General features: G+C 43.8%; 13 protein-coding genes and 1 pseudogene. 9 read left to right on the top strand and 5 right to left on the bottom strand.

What is annotated here, in order from left to right; genetic code table 11:
• Nucleotide 1: 1 nt before the first annotated feature.
• Nucleotides 2-871, top strand: a complete 870-nt coding sequence (locus tag LO777_RS07370; RefSeq protein ID WP_228856876.1) for a radical SAM protein — start codon at nucleotides 2-4, stop codon at nucleotides 869-871.
• An 80-nt stretch (nucleotides 872-951) separates the two neighbouring features.
• A complete protein-coding gene (rlmN, locus tag LO777_RS07365) occupies nucleotides 952-2,025 on the top strand; it encodes a 23S rRNA (adenine(2503)-C(2))-methyltransferase RlmN (RefSeq protein WP_228856875.1) in 1,074 nt (357 codons plus the stop codon).
• Nucleotides 2,026-2,101: 76 nt separating this feature from the next.
• On the opposite strand, the gene LO777_RS07360 is transcribed toward rlmN, so the two are convergent.
• Complete coding sequence (locus LO777_RS07360) at nucleotides 2,102-3,715, bottom strand: DUF445 family protein (protein ID WP_228856874.1); 1,614 nt, start codon at nucleotides 3,713-3,715, stop codon at nucleotides 2,102-2,104.
• Between the two features lie 344 nt (nucleotides 3,716-4,059).
• On the opposite strand from LO777_RS07360, the gene LO777_RS07355 reads away from it, so the two are divergent.
• The 6 genes from LO777_RS07355 (at nucleotide 4,060) to LO777_RS07330 (ending at nucleotide 9,065) form a co-directional block, all read left to right on the top strand.
• A complete protein-coding gene (locus LO777_RS07355) occupies nucleotides 4,060-4,707 on the top strand; it encodes a succinate dehydrogenase cytochrome b subunit (protein WP_228856873.1) in 648 nt (215 codons plus the stop codon).
• A gap of 74 nt (nucleotides 4,708-4,781) precedes the next feature.
• Nucleotides 4,782-6,710 (top strand): fumarate reductase/succinate dehydrogenase flavoprotein subunit, encoded by a 1,929-nt coding sequence (locus tag LO777_RS07350; RefSeq protein ID WP_228856872.1) that lies wholly within the window; start codon nucleotides 4,782-4,784, stop codon nucleotides 6,708-6,710.
• 49 nt (nucleotides 6,711-6,759) lie between these two features.
• Nucleotides 6,760-7,515 (top strand): succinate dehydrogenase/fumarate reductase iron-sulfur subunit, encoded by a 756-nt coding sequence (locus LO777_RS07345; RefSeq protein ID WP_228856871.1) that lies wholly within the window; start codon nucleotides 6,760-6,762, stop codon nucleotides 7,513-7,515.
• A 139-nt stretch (nucleotides 7,516-7,654) separates the two neighbouring features.
• Complete coding sequence (locus LO777_RS07340) at nucleotides 7,655-7,960, top strand: FAD-binding protein (RefSeq protein WP_228856870.1); 306 nt, start codon at nucleotides 7,655-7,657, stop codon at nucleotides 7,958-7,960.
• Nucleotides 7,961-8,138: 178 nt separating this feature from the next.
• Nucleotides 8,139-8,702 carry a geranylgeranyl reductase family protein gene (locus tag LO777_RS07335; protein ID WP_228856869.1) on the top strand — a complete coding sequence of 188 codons (564 nt, stop codon included), beginning with the start codon at nucleotides 8,139-8,141 and terminating at the stop codon, nucleotides 8,700-8,702.
• A gap of 99 nt (nucleotides 8,703-8,801) precedes the next feature.
• Nucleotides 8,802-9,065, top strand: coding sequence for a hypothetical protein (locus tag LO777_RS07330; RefSeq protein WP_228856868.1), 264 nt, complete (start codon nucleotides 8,802-8,804; stop codon nucleotides 9,063-9,065).
• Between the two features lie 109 nt (nucleotides 9,066-9,174).
• Here LO777_RS07330 and pepN read toward each other — a convergent pair whose 3' ends face one another.
• The gene (pepN, locus tag LO777_RS07325; protein ID WP_228856867.1) at nucleotides 9,175-11,808 is read right to left on the bottom strand and encodes an aminopeptidase N; all 2,634 of its coding nucleotides are present in this window, start codon (nucleotides 11,806-11,808) and stop codon (nucleotides 9,175-9,177) included.
• Between the two features lie 349 nt (nucleotides 11,809-12,157).
• Here pepN and LO777_RS07320 point away from each other — a divergent pair, with 349 nt between their 5' ends.
• Nucleotides 12,158-13,381, top strand: a complete 1,224-nt coding sequence (locus LO777_RS07320) for an LL-diaminopimelate aminotransferase (RefSeq protein ID WP_228856866.1) — start codon at nucleotides 12,158-12,160, stop codon at nucleotides 13,379-13,381.
• 362 nt (nucleotides 13,382-13,743) lie between these two features.
• Here the strand turns inward: LO777_RS07320 and ispH are convergent.
• The 3 genes and pseudogenes from ispH to LO777_RS07305 form a co-directional block, all read right to left on the bottom strand.
• A pseudogene (ispH, locus tag LO777_RS07315) lies at nucleotides 13,744-14,669 on the bottom strand (4-hydroxy-3-methylbut-2-enyl diphosphate reductase).
• Nucleotides 14,670-14,801: 132 nt separating this feature from the next.
• Entirely contained in the window at nucleotides 14,802-16,199 is a 1,398-nt protein-coding gene (locus LO777_RS07310) for a TRAP transporter large permease (protein WP_228856865.1), read from the bottom strand.
• A complete protein-coding gene (locus tag LO777_RS07305) occupies nucleotides 16,196-16,741 on the bottom strand; it encodes a TRAP transporter small permease (RefSeq protein WP_228856864.1) in 546 nt (181 codons plus the stop codon). The genes LO777_RS07310 and LO777_RS07305 overlap by 4 nt, the downstream gene beginning before the upstream one ends.
• Nucleotides 16,742-16,746 lie beyond the last annotated feature (5 nt).

Raw genomic sequence — 16,746 nt, 5'->3', positions numbered from 1 at the left:
CATGGATTATACAGGTAATCTCATCCGACCGCCAAGTGAGGCGAACTCAATCATTCTTCAGGTGACGGTCGGATGTCCGTATAACAAATGTACTTTCTGCGGAGCATATAAAAATGTCGAGTTTTGCCTGAAACCTGCTGCGGCATTTGAAAAGGCCCTCAACTTTGCTGCACAATACTGCCGCAGGCAGAAGCGGGTATTTCTTGCTGACGGGGATGTCCTTGCCCTCCGGCAGTCACACCTGCTCGAACTTTTACGTACAGTTAAAACACGTCTGCCATGGGTTCAGAAAATATCCCTTTACGGTAGCGGTCGATCAATTGCCGGGAAAAAGACCAACAATTTGATTGAATTAAAAAAAAATGGTCTTGACAGAATTTATATGGGGTTGGAAAGCGGCTGTGATGATGTGCTGAAAAGGGTAAGAAAAGGTTGCAGTGCTGAATCAATGGTAACGGCCGGAAGAATGGTAAGGAAGGCTGACCTCTTCCTCTCTGTCACAGTCCTCCTGGGACTTGGTGGTGTGGAATTGTCTCAACAACATGCGGAATTGACGGCCAGGGCCCTCAATACAATTCAGCCCAGCCAGGTTGCCGCTCTGACACTTATGGTTCTTGAGGGGACTGAGCTGGCGGAGGAAATGGGAAAGAAGATTTTTCAACTGCCTGACAGCGATGCCATGCTCAGGGAGCTTCATACATTAATTAGCCTGCTTAAACTGAAACGTGCGCAATTTCATGCGAATCATGCTTCCAATTATCTCCCCCTGGCCGGGCGTCTTCCAAGGGACAGGGTGCTTTTTCTTACAATGATTGAAGATGCCCTCGATGGTAGACAAAAACTAGTACCGGAAAGAATGCGAGCCTTATGATTGATAAATCCGCAAAATCGGACCAAGTGGTTCGGCAACAACAAAGCAATGAAAATTCGACTGCAGCAGAAATACCTTCTATGGCGGGATTTTCAGGTAAAAAGAGCAAAACTGATCTGAAAAATTTCAGTCAGGATCAGCTTGTGTCATATGTCGAGAGTCTTGGCCAGTCTCCATTCAGGGGAAAGCAGATCATGGGATGGCTTTATCGTCCTGGGATCTCAGAATTTTCCCAGATGACTGATCTGGCCAAAAGCTTTCGTCAACTGCTGCAGGAAAAATGTTCTTTTTCCATATTCTCTGATCCTCTGATTGAAAGGGCCGCGGATGGATGTGTAAAGTTCGGATTCCAGCTTGATGATGGAAATATTGTCGAGTCTGTTCTTATTCCGGAACCGGAAAGAAATACCCTTTGCATTTCCTCTCAAGTGGGATGTGCAATGAAATGCACTTTCTGTCTTACCGGTACCATGGGATTTTCCAGGAATCTCACCCCTTCTGAGATTGTCAACCAGGTTTGCGGGGTCAGAGATTTTCTCTTGGATGAGCCGGAAAAAAACCTGGTTGGTCCGGTTGCCATCACAAATGTTGTCTTTATGGGTATGGGTGAACCACTCAATAACCTGGACAATGTCCTGACCTCCATTGAAATCATGACCGACCCGAGGGGGTTGAATCTGGCGGAACGGAGAATAACTGTTTCAACGTGCGGTATTGCCCCGAAACTTAGGGAACTGGGTCGGAAAAGCTCCGTCAACCTGGCAATATCACTCCATGCAGTGGATGACAAAACCAGGAATGAATTAATGCCGATCAACCGGACATATCCCCTCAAAACTCTTCTCGGAGCCTGCAGGAATTTCCCCATGCCGAAAAGAAAGAGAATAATGTTCGAGTATATCCTGTTGAAAGGCATTAACGATTCCGATCGGGAGGCCCGTGAACTTGCAAGAATGCTGAGGAAAATTCCATGCAAAATCAACCTTCTTCCATACAATGAATCTCCTCATCTTCCCTACAGAAGTCCTGATGAGGACCGAATTCACGCCTTTCAGGATATCTTGCGCAAAGCACACTATTCCGTTTTTATCCGCAATAGCAGGGGGAGCGATATCTCGGCTGCCTGCGGTCAGCTGGCAGGAAAAAAGAAATAAGTGATTAAGGTAGATGAGAACACAGAGTTACAAATCCTGGGACCAGTTACAAAAAGGGTGCTGAACAAGGTAAAAACTACAATCCATAGATAAAAAATAAATTCAGGCAGCCGATTAAAAATCCGAGCAGGGCTCCAAAAAGATTTATATATTTAAACTGTTCCTCCATGATGGTCAGGAGCAGTCCTTCCAGTTTCAGCAAATCAAGGGAGTTGACTTTTTCCGTAACAATATTGCGGATATTCAATGTTTGAACAAGACCGGGCACCTCGCTTGCGAGCATTGATGATGCAAACCTCTGCAGAGTTTTTGAGATAGCTGTTTTGACAATTGCCGGTATTATCCTGGAGAGTTTTCCTATTTTTTTGTTTAATAATTGTCCGGCAAGATTGTCAATTATTGAGTCAACGGCTGTGGATACACGTTCTGAACGGAAAAATAAAAGAAGCTCGTCCTTCATCCATTTCCTGCCACTGTCTAGATGGTGTTTTCCGAAAAGTTCCTCAATAAATTCCCTGAGCGCGATGTTTCCGGAGTCAATAAAGGTTTCAAAATTTGATCGTATCATTCCTGAGATAACAGAAACAACGTCCTGATCATTCAGAAGCAGAAGAATCTGACGGGACAGTTCCCGACAGAAGTCGTCGATGACCGCCTGGTCTTCTGTTTTAATATAGCTTACAATCGGTTTTGCCATGAAATCAGAACTTCTTTCCGCAAGAGCCTCTGCCACCTTTCTCTGGACTTTTTCCGATTGGAGCCAGGCGATAATGTCATCATTTTTTTCAACCAGGTATTCCCGCACCTTTTCTTCTACCATCTCCATTTTCAAAAATCCGCGAACCATATCAGCCATGGATCCCAGGGAGTCTATAAATTTATCTACGCCATTACATACACCCTTGATAATATTGTCTCTGACTTCCGGTTCGGCAATGAGGGTTGACAGTTTCACCAGAATTGCCGGGCTCTGTTTTTCAATAAGGGTCAGGATGAGTTCATGTACTGAAGCCGGCAGAATATCTGCAATGGATTTTTCTCTCTGCAGAATTGTATATACTTTTTGATGGACAAAATCGTCCAGCCATTGTTCCATATCACGGCTGGAAAACATTTTTTTCAGGTTAAGCTCCACCAGATGATACCCTGCTTCCCGGCTATCAATGGAAACAAGACTACCCAGTTCTTTGTTGAGAATAGTTTCAAGGACCTCATCAAAATTATTTTGAATAAGTGCTGCGAACTCTTCGCCCGCCAGAAAAGATTGAATTCCTGTTTTGATTTTAAAAAGACCTGCCCTGGAACCAAGATCAAAATAGATTTTGAAGTTTGAAGGAATAATCGAAGGAAGTGATCCGAGATCCTTATCAAGAACACTCTGGATACGGTTGTCAATGAGATGAAAGAGTTTGTCCTGGAAAACCTCCTGCTGCAATCCTTCGCCGATTTCTTTACCGGTGAGAAGATGGTCTCCAACAACCTCTCCCATGTTTCGTGCTAATTCAAATCGTTTTGACGGAATGACGCCGGGTGTCATAGGTACCCGGATTCCCATTACTTTCCACGCTTTTAATGGTCTGAACAGCATTTTTATTGCAACTCTGTTTGTTACATAACCAATTATTGCGCCAATAACAGGAGGCGTTGCGAATTTTATATAGGGGAGGAATTCAGGTGGTAATGAAGCCATTTCTTACATTCTCCTCAGAAGAAATTAGATGATAACAATGTTACATGGAATGAAGTTCATTTCGTCAGAATTAAACTGGGGGTAGAAAAAAAAGATATGTATCAAAATGAATTCCAATAAAGTCAAGTATAATTTATAACAAAGATGAAAAAATGATATTCAAACATAATATATTGTAATATAAGGATTAAAAATAATCAATTACTCACATATGACTCTTTTGATAACAGGAAGAATACGAATATCACAAGTTTTTCCTTTCATTTTTTTTATTTTAATTTAATATCAGAACACAGTTTCGCAGTATATACTCATAACCCTTCAAATAAAAACAAGGAGTGCTTATGTGGTTTGTCAGGTTTTTATCGTCTTCAATCGGCAAGAAATTAGTAATGGCAACTACAGGGTTGCTGCTTATCCTTTTTTTGTGTTCCCATGCAGCTGGTAATGCAACGATTTACATGAGCCGCAGTGTCTTCCAGGGTTATGCTGACGAGTTGCACAGTCATCCCTTGATTGTCATTGTGTTCAGCCTGCTTTTCCTGGCCATTTTTGCCGCACACATTGGTGTAGGCATCTTTCTTTTTTATCAGAACAGACAGGTAAGCAGCTCCAGGTATGAAGTCCAGACGCGAGTAGTAAAAAATTCCTTTGCTTCTGAAACCATGCCGTATACCGGTCTGTTTATCCTGCTGTTTCTTTTTGTGCATATTTTTGGTTTTACATTTGGACCGGAAGATGTGCCCATATCAACTACGGTCAAGGAATACCTGGGCAACTTTTTTTATGGTCTCTTTTATATCGTATCGTTTATTGCTCTTGCAATACATTTAAGTCATGGTTTCTGGAGTATGCTGCAGACTTTTGGAATTAATCATCCCAGGTACAATGTCGCAATCTCAAAACTGACACTGATTATTCCACTCTTTTTCCTGGTCCTGTTTGCGGGAATCCCCCTTTATTTCATGACCGGTCTCGGCGCTTCTTTCTGATAGAAGCAGAATGATTTTCAGAATATAAATCCAAATTCTTCTATCAATTAATAAAAACAGCCAAGGTTTTAGATATGGAACTTAATTCTCGTGTACCTTCAGGCCCACTTGCGGATAAATGGTCCAATCACAGGTTCTCCAATAAACTTGTCAATCCCGCAAACAGAAGAAAATACAAAGTCATCGTTGTCGGCACCGGCCTGGCCGGAGCATCAGCTTCCGCTACCCTTGCAGAACAAGGGTATAATGTGCAAACTTTCTGCATTCAGGACAGCCCCAGAAGGGCCCATTCGATTGCGGCTCAGGGTGGAATAAATGCCGCCAAAAATTACCAGAATGATGGAGATTCCATTCATCGTCTTTTTTATGACACAATCAAGGGTGGTGATTTTCGTGCCAGGGAAGCAAATGTTTACCGCCTGGCGGAGGTCAGTAACGAAATCATTGACCAGTGTGTAGCCCAGGGTGTTCCCTTTGCCCGTGAGTATGGCGGTACTCTTGCAAACAGGTCTTTCGGTGGCGCACAGGTCTCAAGAACATTTTATGCCAGGGGACAGACCGGACAGCAGCTCTTGCTCGGAGCCTACAGCGCCCTCTCTCGGCAAATACATGCCGGCAAGGTTGAAATGTTTACCCGTCGTGAGATGATGGATGTTGTTCTGGTGGACGGCCAGGCCAGAGGTATCACCACCAGGAATATCATGACTGGTGAAGTTGAAACCTTCTGGGCGGATGTCGTGATTCTTGCAACCGGTGGTTATGGTAATGCCTATTTCCTCTCAACCAATGCCATGGCTTCTAATGTAACAGCTGCCTGGCGCGCCCATAAAAAAGGTGCCGGGTTTGCCAACCCATCCTTTGTCCAGATTCACCCGACCTGTATTCCAGTACATGGGGATTATCAGTCAAAACTGACTCTTATGAGTGAAAGCCTCAGAAATGATGGTCGTGTCTGGGTACCGAAGAATCCTGGTGATAAACGTCATCCTTCTGAGATTCCTGAAGAAGATCGCGATTATTATCTCGAGAATAAATATCCCAGTTTCGGAAATCTCGTACCGAGGGATGTCGCCTCCAGAAACGCCAAGGAACAGTGTGATGCAGGAAAAGGTGTAGGTAATACCGGTCTTGCCGTCTATCTGGATTTTGCTGAAGCGATAAGGCGTGATGGGGAGGAAACAATCCTCAAAAAATATGGTAACCTCTTTCAGATGTATGAGAAGATCACCGATTCAAATCCACTTGTGGAACCAATGATGATCTATCCTGCAGTTCACTATACCATGGGCGGGCTCTGGGTTGATTACGATCTCATGACCACAATCCCTGGACTTTTTGCCATCGGTGAGTGTAATTTCTCTGATCATGGGGCAAACCGGCTGGGAGCCAGTGCGCTGATGCAGGGGCTGGCAGACGGTTATTTTATTATTGCTACCTCCGTTGCCCACTATCTCGGGACTACCAGCATGGAAAAGATTTCGGGAACCGAAGCACCTTTCAAGGATTCAAAACGGGAAGTGGAAGACAGGATCGATATGCTGTTGAAGAACAGCAGTGGCGGTCCTGCCGGAAAACTGACTGTCGATGAAATACACAAGGAGCTGGGCAGATTGCTGTGGGATAACTGCGGTATGGCACGTAATAAGGAAGATTTGGAAAAAGCTCTTGAAGAGCTGCCTGAAATACGTCAGAAATTCTGGGACTATGTATATGTGCCCGGTGATGGAAAGGCTTTGAACCAGTCCCTTGAAAGAGCCGGTCGTGTGGCGGATTTTCTGGAGTTTGCGGAAATTATGATTCGTGATGCACTGGCCCGTGAGGAGTCCTGTGGATGCCACCTTAGAGAGGAGAGTCAAACTGAAGAAAATGAAGCAAAACGCGACGATGAAAATTTCATGCATGTCGCCGTATGGGAGCATGTCTCTTCAGACGAACCTCCGAAACTGCACAAAGAAATGCTGGACTTTGAATTTGTAACACCAAGCCAGAGAAGCTATAAATAGGGTTTGGCTACAGCGAACCTTTAAATTGAACTTTTAGGGTAAAGATAAAATGAGCAGCATTAACCTGACATTGAAAATCTGGCGACAGGAAAACAGTGACGCACTCGGCAGTCTGGAAACCTACAATCTTGACGATGTTCACACAGACATGTCGTTTCTTGAAATGCTGGATATTCTGAATGAAAAACTGACCAAAGAAGGCAAGGATCCTGTTGCCTTTGATCATGATTGTCGTGAAGGTATCTGTGGAATGTGCGGTGCGGTTATAGATGGCGTGGCACATGGTCCCGAGAAGGAGGTTACCCTCTGTCAGCTGCATATGCGAAACTTCTCCAGCGGCGACACCATCGTCATTGAGCCATTTCGTTCACGGGCCTTTCCCGTAAAAAAAGATCTGCTGATAGACCGTTCCGCCCTGGACAGAATCATCCAGGCAGGAGGGTATGTCTCTGTAAATACTGGTGGCACTCCCGATGGGAACAGTATTCCAATTCCGTCAGACAAGGCCGAGCTTGCTATGGACGCGGCCGCCTGTATCGGCTGTGGAGCCTGTATAGCCAGCTGTCCCAACGGGGCAGCCATGTTATTTACCAGTGCCAAGATTTCCCAACTTGCTCTCCTGCCTCAAGGACAGACTGAGAGAAAACAGAGAGCTCTTTCAATGGTGGAACAGATGGACAAGGAAGGTTTTGGAAATTGTACAAATGCTAAAGAGTGCGAAGCTGTCTGTCCAAAGGGAATTTCCATCAGAAATATTGCCAGGCTGAACAGAGAATATCTGATGGCAACCCTTACTGAAGGGTAACTGATTAGTCATCTGGTCCAGCCATGCCGGCTGGTTTTCCGGGAGTTTCCTTTTTATTTCATAGTCAGGCTGTCGTATGCAATTGGCGTACGACAGCCTGACTATATGAGAAATGCGGGTTACGTGATGGGGGTGGTTCATGTTTTTTGACATGGTCATTATCGGTGGCGGGCCTGCTGGACTTGCATGTGCAGAAAAGGCTGCGGAAGGTGGCCTGAATACCCTGGTCATTGAAAGAAAAGAAAAAATTGGTCCTAAAGTCTGCGCAGGTGGTATTACCTGGAATGGTCTTATTAAAAAAATTCCGGGTTTCATTCCTGAAAAAGAATTTCCTATTCAATATATCCGTTCCCGTTGTCAACGGGTTAAAATCACATCCCCTCCCCTATTATCGCCACGATCAACAGAGAAAAATTTGGCAGCTATATGGCTGAACGTGCATTAAATTCCGGCGCATGTATTCGTCACTCAACTTGTGTTCGGTCGATTGCTCCTGATCATATTACGGTTTCTTCCTCAACGAATAAAAAAACAGAAAAAATACGTTTTCGGTACCTTGTGGGGCTGATGGCTCCAATTCGATTGTAAGAAAATATCTTAATATTCCGTCTGTTCATATGGGAGTGGGTATTAACTATCAGCTTCCCGGTGATTTTAAAAATATGGAGTGGTTTTTTGATTCTTCTCTTTTTGGCAACGGCTACAGCTGGATTTTTCCACATAGAAAGACTGTATCAATTGGGACTTATGCAGGCAGCAACATAGTTAGCGCAAGACAATTAAAGGAAAATCTTATAAAATGGGCGGCAGATACAAAACATATAGATCTGAGCCAGGTAAAAGTCAGTGCAGATTATGTAAATTTCGATTTCAGAGGATGGAAATTTGATAATTTTTTTCTGGCGGGTGATGCGGCAGGACTCGCATCGGGGCTGACGGGTGAAGGAATATATCCGGCAATACTGTCTGGTGAAATGATTGCCCGGTATATTCTCGACCCGGGCCGATCACTGGATGAATTTTTCAGGTTACTGAAAAAACACAGACTACACAGGAACATGGCTGTCTTTACAGGAAAAAACCGTTTCATTGCACAGATACTTTCAGAGCTGATTTTGACAGGCCTACGTTGTTCCATACTGAAGTTTCATACTGTTGAGATGGCAAGCTCATCAGCATGCAGGTGAAGCGCTTACAAGTGCACAAATACTATAAAAGCATTTCTCATGAAATGTTGGCCTGTAATCAGTCAGTGTTTAGTCAGGCCGTGAATTATCAGGGAGAATATGGACTCAAAAAAGAAAAATATATGGCTTTTGAATGTGCTGTTTGTCCTTTTTTCCATAGCGATTATTGCTTTTTTGCTCAATGCCCCGGAAGAAACGACATCACCCCTTCCCCAGGATGATATTCATATTGAATTTCACAAGATAAAGAAGAAAAAAGAGGCGGAAAAGTTTTGCCTGAAGTGTCATGATGAGGGAAAGGACAGCCCTCTTCCTGAAGGACATCCTCCCAAGTACCGTTGTTTATTCTGCCACAAACGGTAGCAGATACAAGGTCAGGCAATTTTTTTTCAGGCTTTCTCCTGTCATCACAGAGAGCTACTGTCTCAGACAGGAGAATCTCTTGATACCCGGGCACATAACTTTGTGGGAGTTATCTGCTTTTATTCACAATTTCAGAAACATCTGGTGAAAGACCCGGTTTTTTCGCTATTCGTTCCAGTTCTTTTTTCATCAGAATCTGTCTTCTCTTTTCATATCGCTTCCAGTTAGTCAGCGGAGAAACAAGACGGGCCGCGATTTGTGGGTTTATACTGTCCAGCTGTAAAATCATGTCAGCCAGGAAAGAATACCCCTCGCCATTGATTGCGTGGAACTGAACATGGTTTCCGGAACTGAAGGCTCCAATCAACGCTCTGACCTTATTGGGATTCTCCATTGAAAACAGTCTATCACTTAAAAGATGTTTTACCGTTGACAGGCAATTTTCATGGGAGGACATGGCCTGTATGGCAAACCATTTATCCATAACAAGGCTGTCGTGCTCCCATTTTCTGTAAAAATCTGTAAAGAGAGCGTCCCGTGTTGTTCCCGGGTGGTGACTGATCAATCGCAAGGCAGTAATGGTGTCGGTCATGTTTGCACTTTTGCTGAACTGATCGATGCAGAGTTGCAGAAATTTGTCCTGTGGCGGATTAAGGCTCATCAGGTAGGAAAGCGCACAGTTCTTTAAACGTCGCCTTCCCATGGCTTCGGGAGAGATACGGTATTTTCCAGCCTCCTGATTATTTATATAGAGAAAGAGAAACTCGTTTTGAAAACGTGTTGCCAGCTCCCGTTTGATTATTGTTCTCCCCTGGAAAAGCAAGTCAGGATCCACACTGTCCAACTGCAGCGCCAGAGCAGTTTCCGGAGGTAGTTCCAGTGCCAGTGCGAGTAGTGCCGGATCTTCTATTTTTTCTGTTATTGAGTGGAGTACACCGTCAAAAAACAGTTCATTGAATTGAATGGGAGTACCCTTCTCGAGCTGTCTGACAACATCCAGTATTGTGGAAGCTGAAAGCCGTGTTGCACTCTCCCAGCGGTTGTAGAGATTAGAATCATATTTCATCAGAAAAGCAAGTTCTTCATCCTGTTGGAATGTCTTCACATCCACAGGGGCGGAAAAATCTCTGAGGAAGGAAACAACTGGTTTTTCAGCAATGTTCGTAAAGGTAAATGTCTGTTTTTGCTCTTTAAGGTGCAGGATTTCGGTCTTGCAGCCGTTTTTTCCAAAAAGATCTTTACCGTTTTCAGTCATAAGACCAAGAGCCAGAGGAATATGAAAAGGTTTTTTGTTTTTTCCCTTCTGTCCCGGTGTATCCGGACAGTTCTGAGTAACAGTAAGATGAAAACTACTGGAGTCTGCTTCCCAGTGTGAGCTCACCTCAAGTACAGGTGTTCCTGCCTGACAATACCAGTTTTTAAACTGCTCAAGATCTGTCCCAGTGGCATCAGCCATTGCCGCAATAAAATCATCACAGGTTACAGCCTGGCCATCATGGCGATGAAAGTAGAGATCCATCCCTTTTCGAAAACCTTCTCTCCCTAGAAGTGTCTGCACCATCCTGACCACTTCAGCACCCTTGTTATAGACTGTAACTGTATAAAAATTATTGATTTCTTCATATGTTTCAGGACGGACAGGATGAGCCATGGGTCCACTGTCTTCCCTGAACTGAAAATTTCTAAGGATCTGGACGTCTTTAATCCGTTGTACTGTTGGAGAATTCATTTCAGCAGAAAAATTCTGGTCCCTGAAAACAGTGAGACCTTCTTTCAGACTGAGCTGAAACCAGTCCCGGCAGGTAACCCTGTTACCGGTCCAGTTATGGAAATATTCATGGGCAATAACACCTTCAACACCGATATAATCTTCATCAGTAGCCGTCTCAGGGGAAGTAAGGACATATTTTGAATTAAAAATATTCAAACCCTTGTTTTCCATGGCTCCCATGTTGAAATCATCTACTGCAACGATCATATAGGTATCAAGGTCGTACTCAAGCCCATAGGTCTTTTCATCCCATTCCATTGCCTTTTTCAGGGAGACCATGGCATGGTCACATTTGTTCAGATTCTTTTCTTCAACATAGATCTTCAGGTCAACCGCCCGACCTGAGCTGGTAATAAATTCGTCATTAACACAGGAAAGTCTGCCGGCAACAAGGGCAAAAAGATAACAGGGCTTTGGAAATGGATCTTTCCAGACGACAAAATGACGGCCGCCCTCCTCAACAGACCCTGTTTCGATGAGATTGCCGTTGGAGAGCATCACCGGGCATTTCTCGACATCTGCTTCAATCCTGGTGGTAAAAACAGCAAGGATGTCAGGTCGATCCGGGTAATAGGTGATTTTCCTGAAACCCTCTGCTTCACACTGGGTACAGAAGATAGGGCCGGATTGATATAACCCTTCCAGTGCCTTGTTTTCCTGTGGGTAAATTTCCGTTACTATTTCGAGCTCAAAAACAGCCGGTGGTGTGAGAACAGTAAGGCTGGTATTATCCAGTATATATTCAGAAGAAGAAAGAACATTACCATCAATTTTAACGGAGATGAGTTGCAGGTTCTCTCCATTGAGGATTAAGGGGCTTCGATTTTCTTTATTATTTCTTCGAACACAGCTTATTGCCGTAACCTTTGTTTTGGTATCGTACAATTGAAAGTTGAGGTCGATTTTTTCTATCGAATATTCAGGTGCTTTATAATCTTTCCTGAAAAAAACAGTTTTTCCGGCTTGATTCATATTCGTTTTGCTCCCGGGTTTTAAAACCTTCTCATTTACACTATCTTGATTGTTGACACTTGGAACCATTTAATTATAGTAAAAATCAGGTTCAGAATTTATCTGAAAATCCCGCCACGATAGGTATTCTGCCGCAGTCGGATTTTCATTGTCTGCTGCGGCCCAGGGGTGTAAATCAACAGACTCATAAATGGCTGAGCTTGATAATTCAGCAATACAGTTGCAGGTTAATATGTCGTTTTTATTCTGATTATCCATGAATCTCGTCCAAGTTTGAGATGTGCCTGTCGTATCAGGCCGAGTTTCATATAATCATTTTTTTATTCATAATAACAGGATTCGATTGTTTATGATTACTCTCAATGAACACTATTTTAAGCTCCAGGCATCATACCTCTTTTCAGACATAGCTGCACGTGTGACCTCCTTTCAGAAGGAAAACCCGGAAATTGATGTGATAAAGCTTGGTATCGGCGATGTTACAAAGGGATTGACACCTACTTCAATTGCCGCCTTTCATAAAGCTGTGGATGAAATGGCCGATGATGCAACCTTCAGAGGTTATGGACCTGAACAGGGGTATGAGTTTCTTCGCGAGGCCATAGCGGTCAATGACTTTCAGAGCCGTGGAGCTGATATTTCCAGTGATGAAATTTTTGTCAGCGATGGGGCAAAATGTGATACAGGCAACTTTCAGGAACTTTTTACTTCCGATATAACCATTGCCATACCCGATCCGGTTTATCCTGTTTATCTCGATACCAATGTCATGGCAGGTCGGACTGGAGAGTTTGCAGATGGCAGGTACCGGGGTGTTGTTTATCTTGAGAGCACCAGAGAAAATAATTTTGTTCCTGATCTTCCGGAAGATAAAGTAGACCTGATCTATCTCTGCTTTCCCAATAATCCTACCGGTTCAACAATTTCCAAAACCGAACTGAAAAACTGGGTTGACTATGCCAGGGATCATAAAGCCCTTATCCTTTTCGACGCTGCCTATGAATCATTTATCCGTGACGATTCTCTTCCAAAGACTATTTATGAAGTTGAAGGTGCAAGAGAGGTTGCTGTAGAATTCAGGAGCTTTTCTAAAAATGCAGGATTTACCGGAACACGATGTGCCTATACCGTTGTCCCGAAGGAATGCCGGGCCTATGATGGCAAAGGAAATATCCAGCATATTCATTCTCTCTGGCACAGGCGGCACTGTACAAAGTTCAATGGTGTTTCCTACCCCGTTCAGCGAGCAGCTGAGGCCACATACAGTGAGGAAGGGAAAAAAGAAACCAGAGCTCTTGTCGATTATTATATGAGAAATGCTGATGCCGTCTGCGATACATTCAGAAGTTTGAACTATGAATTTGCTGGAGGAGAGAATTCACCATATATCTGGATAGACGGTAAAAGAGATTCCTGGGAGTTTTTTGATATGCTCCTCAGGGAAACAGGTGTAGTCTGCACTCCCGGAGGAGGTTTTGGCAAATGCGGTAACCAGTATATTAGAATTTCTGCATTCAACAGTTATGAAAATGTTCAGACCGCTATGACCAGACTGACAGAGAAGCTGAAATAATTGTGAACCTGTGACGGTTTCGTGATGGTTGCAAAGTCAGTTTTTAATATCACCTAAATCCTGCACAATTGGCAAGTTCGGAGTCTACGCTACCTGCCGGAGATGCGGGGGATCAAGGGTGCAGCTCGTACTGCGACATGATAATTATATGTTTATACGGAAAAAGTATTTTTTCTTTATTCCCGAAGTGCAAGATTTAGGTATCATCATAAAAACGTAGTAACTGGTCACAGGATTTGTAACTCTGTGTTTTCATCCACACAAAAACAGAAAACCTGTAAGTGAGATCTGCTGTGGATTGGCTGACTGTTTATATTCTTCTTTATTCTTAAAATTGACACAATGTTTATGATAAATGCGGGTTAAGCAAACAAGGCAGGTTTGAAATGAATGTTTTCTTTTGTCCCCTCCAGTTCAATAACTTCGTTTCCTCCGTTGTCCAGCATTAATTCAATGACTCCTTCCACCAGACGTTCAGGGGCGGATGCACCAGCCGTAACGCCAACATTCTCAACACCCTGAAACCATTCGAGATGAATATCATTTTTATCATCAATAAGGTGGGCATCTGTTCCGCACTGGATTGCAACTTCTTTCAGACGATTTGAATTGGAACTGTTTTTTGATCCCACCACCAGGAGTAAGTCAGATTTTCTGGAGAGCTGTTTTACGGCATTTTGCCTGTTCTGAGTGGCAAAACAGATATTGGACCGAGGTCCCTTGATATCTGGAAACCGCTGAATAAGAATTTCCAGAATATCAGAGACATCGTTTTTACAGAGTGTGGTCTGGGTAACATAGGCAACTTTTTTCCTGTCTGGTATTTCTACTGATCCGGCTTCCCTCACACTGGCAACAATATGAACACCGCTTTTCACTCTTCCTGCGGTTCCTTCAACTTCCGGGTGATTATGATGTCCTATAATTATAACATGGTGTCCCAGTGAGTGGTATTTTTCAACCATACGATGAACACTACCGACTAGGGGCATGTCGCATCAATTGTGCGTAAACCGAGTAGTTCCGCTTCTGTTTCAATTTCTACTGAAACACCATGAGCACTGAAAATACAGACTTCACCCCTTGGGATAGCCTTCAGGTTTTCCACAAAAATAGCACCGGATTCTTCAAGCTCACCGATAACGTGTTTATTATGAACAATTTCATGGAGGACATATACTGGTCTGTCATATTTTTCAAGACAGAGTTTTACTGTTTCGATAGCTCTTTCCACTCCGGCACAGAACCCTCTCGGAGATGCAAGGTATATTTGAAATGAATTTTCCATAGTAGATTTTACCTGCGGGATAGGTACTTTCATATTGATATAGCAGAAAAATTGAGTGCATGAAATAAAAAACGGCCGCTTTCCTGCTTCATGGAAAACGACCGTTTTTGATCAATGCCAGAAATGGATTATTTAATAACCCTGTATTTTATCCAGCAACTCAGGCAGGAAAAGGGAAACCTGAGGAACATAGGTGATGATCATAAGGAAAACGAGGAGTACACAGAGCCATGGCAAAGCGGATTTAATAGCCCAGCCGATGGAATGTCCTGTTACTCCGGATATGACGAACAAATTCAATCCTACAGGAGGTGTAAGCATACCAATTTCCATGTTTACCACCATGATAATACCAAGGTGAATTGGATCAATACCTAGTTTAACAGCAATGGGAAAAAGGATAGGAGCCATTATCAAAAGAATGGCAGAAGGTTCCATAAAGTTGCCCGCTGCAAGTAAAAGCAGGTTGACCACAATCAGGAACATCCACGGGGAAAGTCCCCAGGTTACAATCATGTGAGCGATGTGGTGAGGAATACGTTCAGTAGTGAGCACATGGGCAAAGAGCATCGCATTGGCGATGATAAACAAAAGCATGATACTGACTTTTGAAGCATCCAGAACAACTTTGTTGACTTCCCTGTCTGTAAAACACTGGGGAATGGCGATCGTCATCATCTTCAGGTTTCTGAAAACCATGCTGCCTGTAGATTCGCCTTCTTTTTTCCATGGTTCATTTCTCAAAGGACCTATATCACGGTATCCCCATATTGCTACAGCAAACGCATACACTGCTGAAACTGCTGCTGCTTCGGTCGGGCTTGCAATACCACCGTAGATGGATCCCAGAACAATGATGATAAGCATCAGTCCGCCAAAAGCACTGAAACCGGATGCAAGTATTTCTGAAAAACCTTTCCATGGCAACGCCGGGATTTTTTTATACTTTGCGACAAAATATATGACAATCATGAGCATGAGGCCCATCATTAATCCGGGAATAAAACCAGCCATGAACATGCGGGCTGCTGAGACTTCCGTCGCCGCAGCATAAACTAGCATAACGATGGACGGAGGAATAAGTATTCCAAGGGTACCGGCATTGGCAATGATTCCTGCTGCCAGGCTTTCCGGATAGCCGGCTTTTACCATGCCGACAATAACTATCGAACCGATAGCGGCGACTGTTGCCGGAGAAGAACCGGAAACTGCAGCAAAGATCATACATGCCATTACTGAAGCCATTGCCAGACCGCCCTGAATATGTCCTACCAGAGACATGGCGAAGCGGATTATTCGTTTGGCTACACCTCCTGTCGACAGAAAAGATGATGACAGGATGAAAAACGGAATAGCAAGCAGGGTATAATGCTCCGACAATGACTCAAACAGTTTCAGGGCGATAGATGCCAGAGAATCGTGTGAAAAAAGAAGAATGGTAGTAATACTTGAAAGACCGAGAGCCAACGCAATGGGCATGCCGAGTAACATGCAACCAAAGAGAAGTGTAAAAAGTGCTGCGGTTGTCATGAAATCCCCTCCTCTTTAGCGATATCCTCTGCAAGCTCCATACTGTCTTTTGCTTCATCTGCGTGTTTGAAGCCATCAGCCTTTCCGGTAATTACAGATGATAGTATTATGATCAGACGGACAATAAGGAAAAGAAAACCAACCAACAGCATCCCATGGGCAAGCCAAGCGGGAATGGGCAGGTCTTCCAGTTCTATACCTATCAGTTTCATTTTTTTCAGATAAATCCAACTGCCATAAAATATGAGACCGCAGTAGCCCAGGGCCAGAACAGCGGCGATTCCGGTGAGTATTCTTCTTCCGGTCCTGGGAAAAAGTTTTACAAATGAGTCCATACCAATATGGGATCCTACCTTCAACCCATAAGAGGCACCGAAAAGGACCATCCAGGCGGACATATGCAGGGTTAGCTCCTGGGACCACATAAAACCGGAGTTGAACCCGAATCGCATGACTACATCTACAAATACAAGCAGGGTTGTCAATACCAGCAGTATACAGATAACAGCTTCTTCTGCACGATTGATGAAGCGCATAAACATAATTT

The organism is Desulfomarina profundi, assembly GCF_019703855.1.
Lineage (GTDB): Bacteria > Desulfobacterota > Desulfobulbia > Desulfobulbales > Desulfocapsaceae > Desulfomarina > Desulfomarina profundi.
This window is presented reverse-complemented; position numbering and strand designations above follow the sequence as displayed.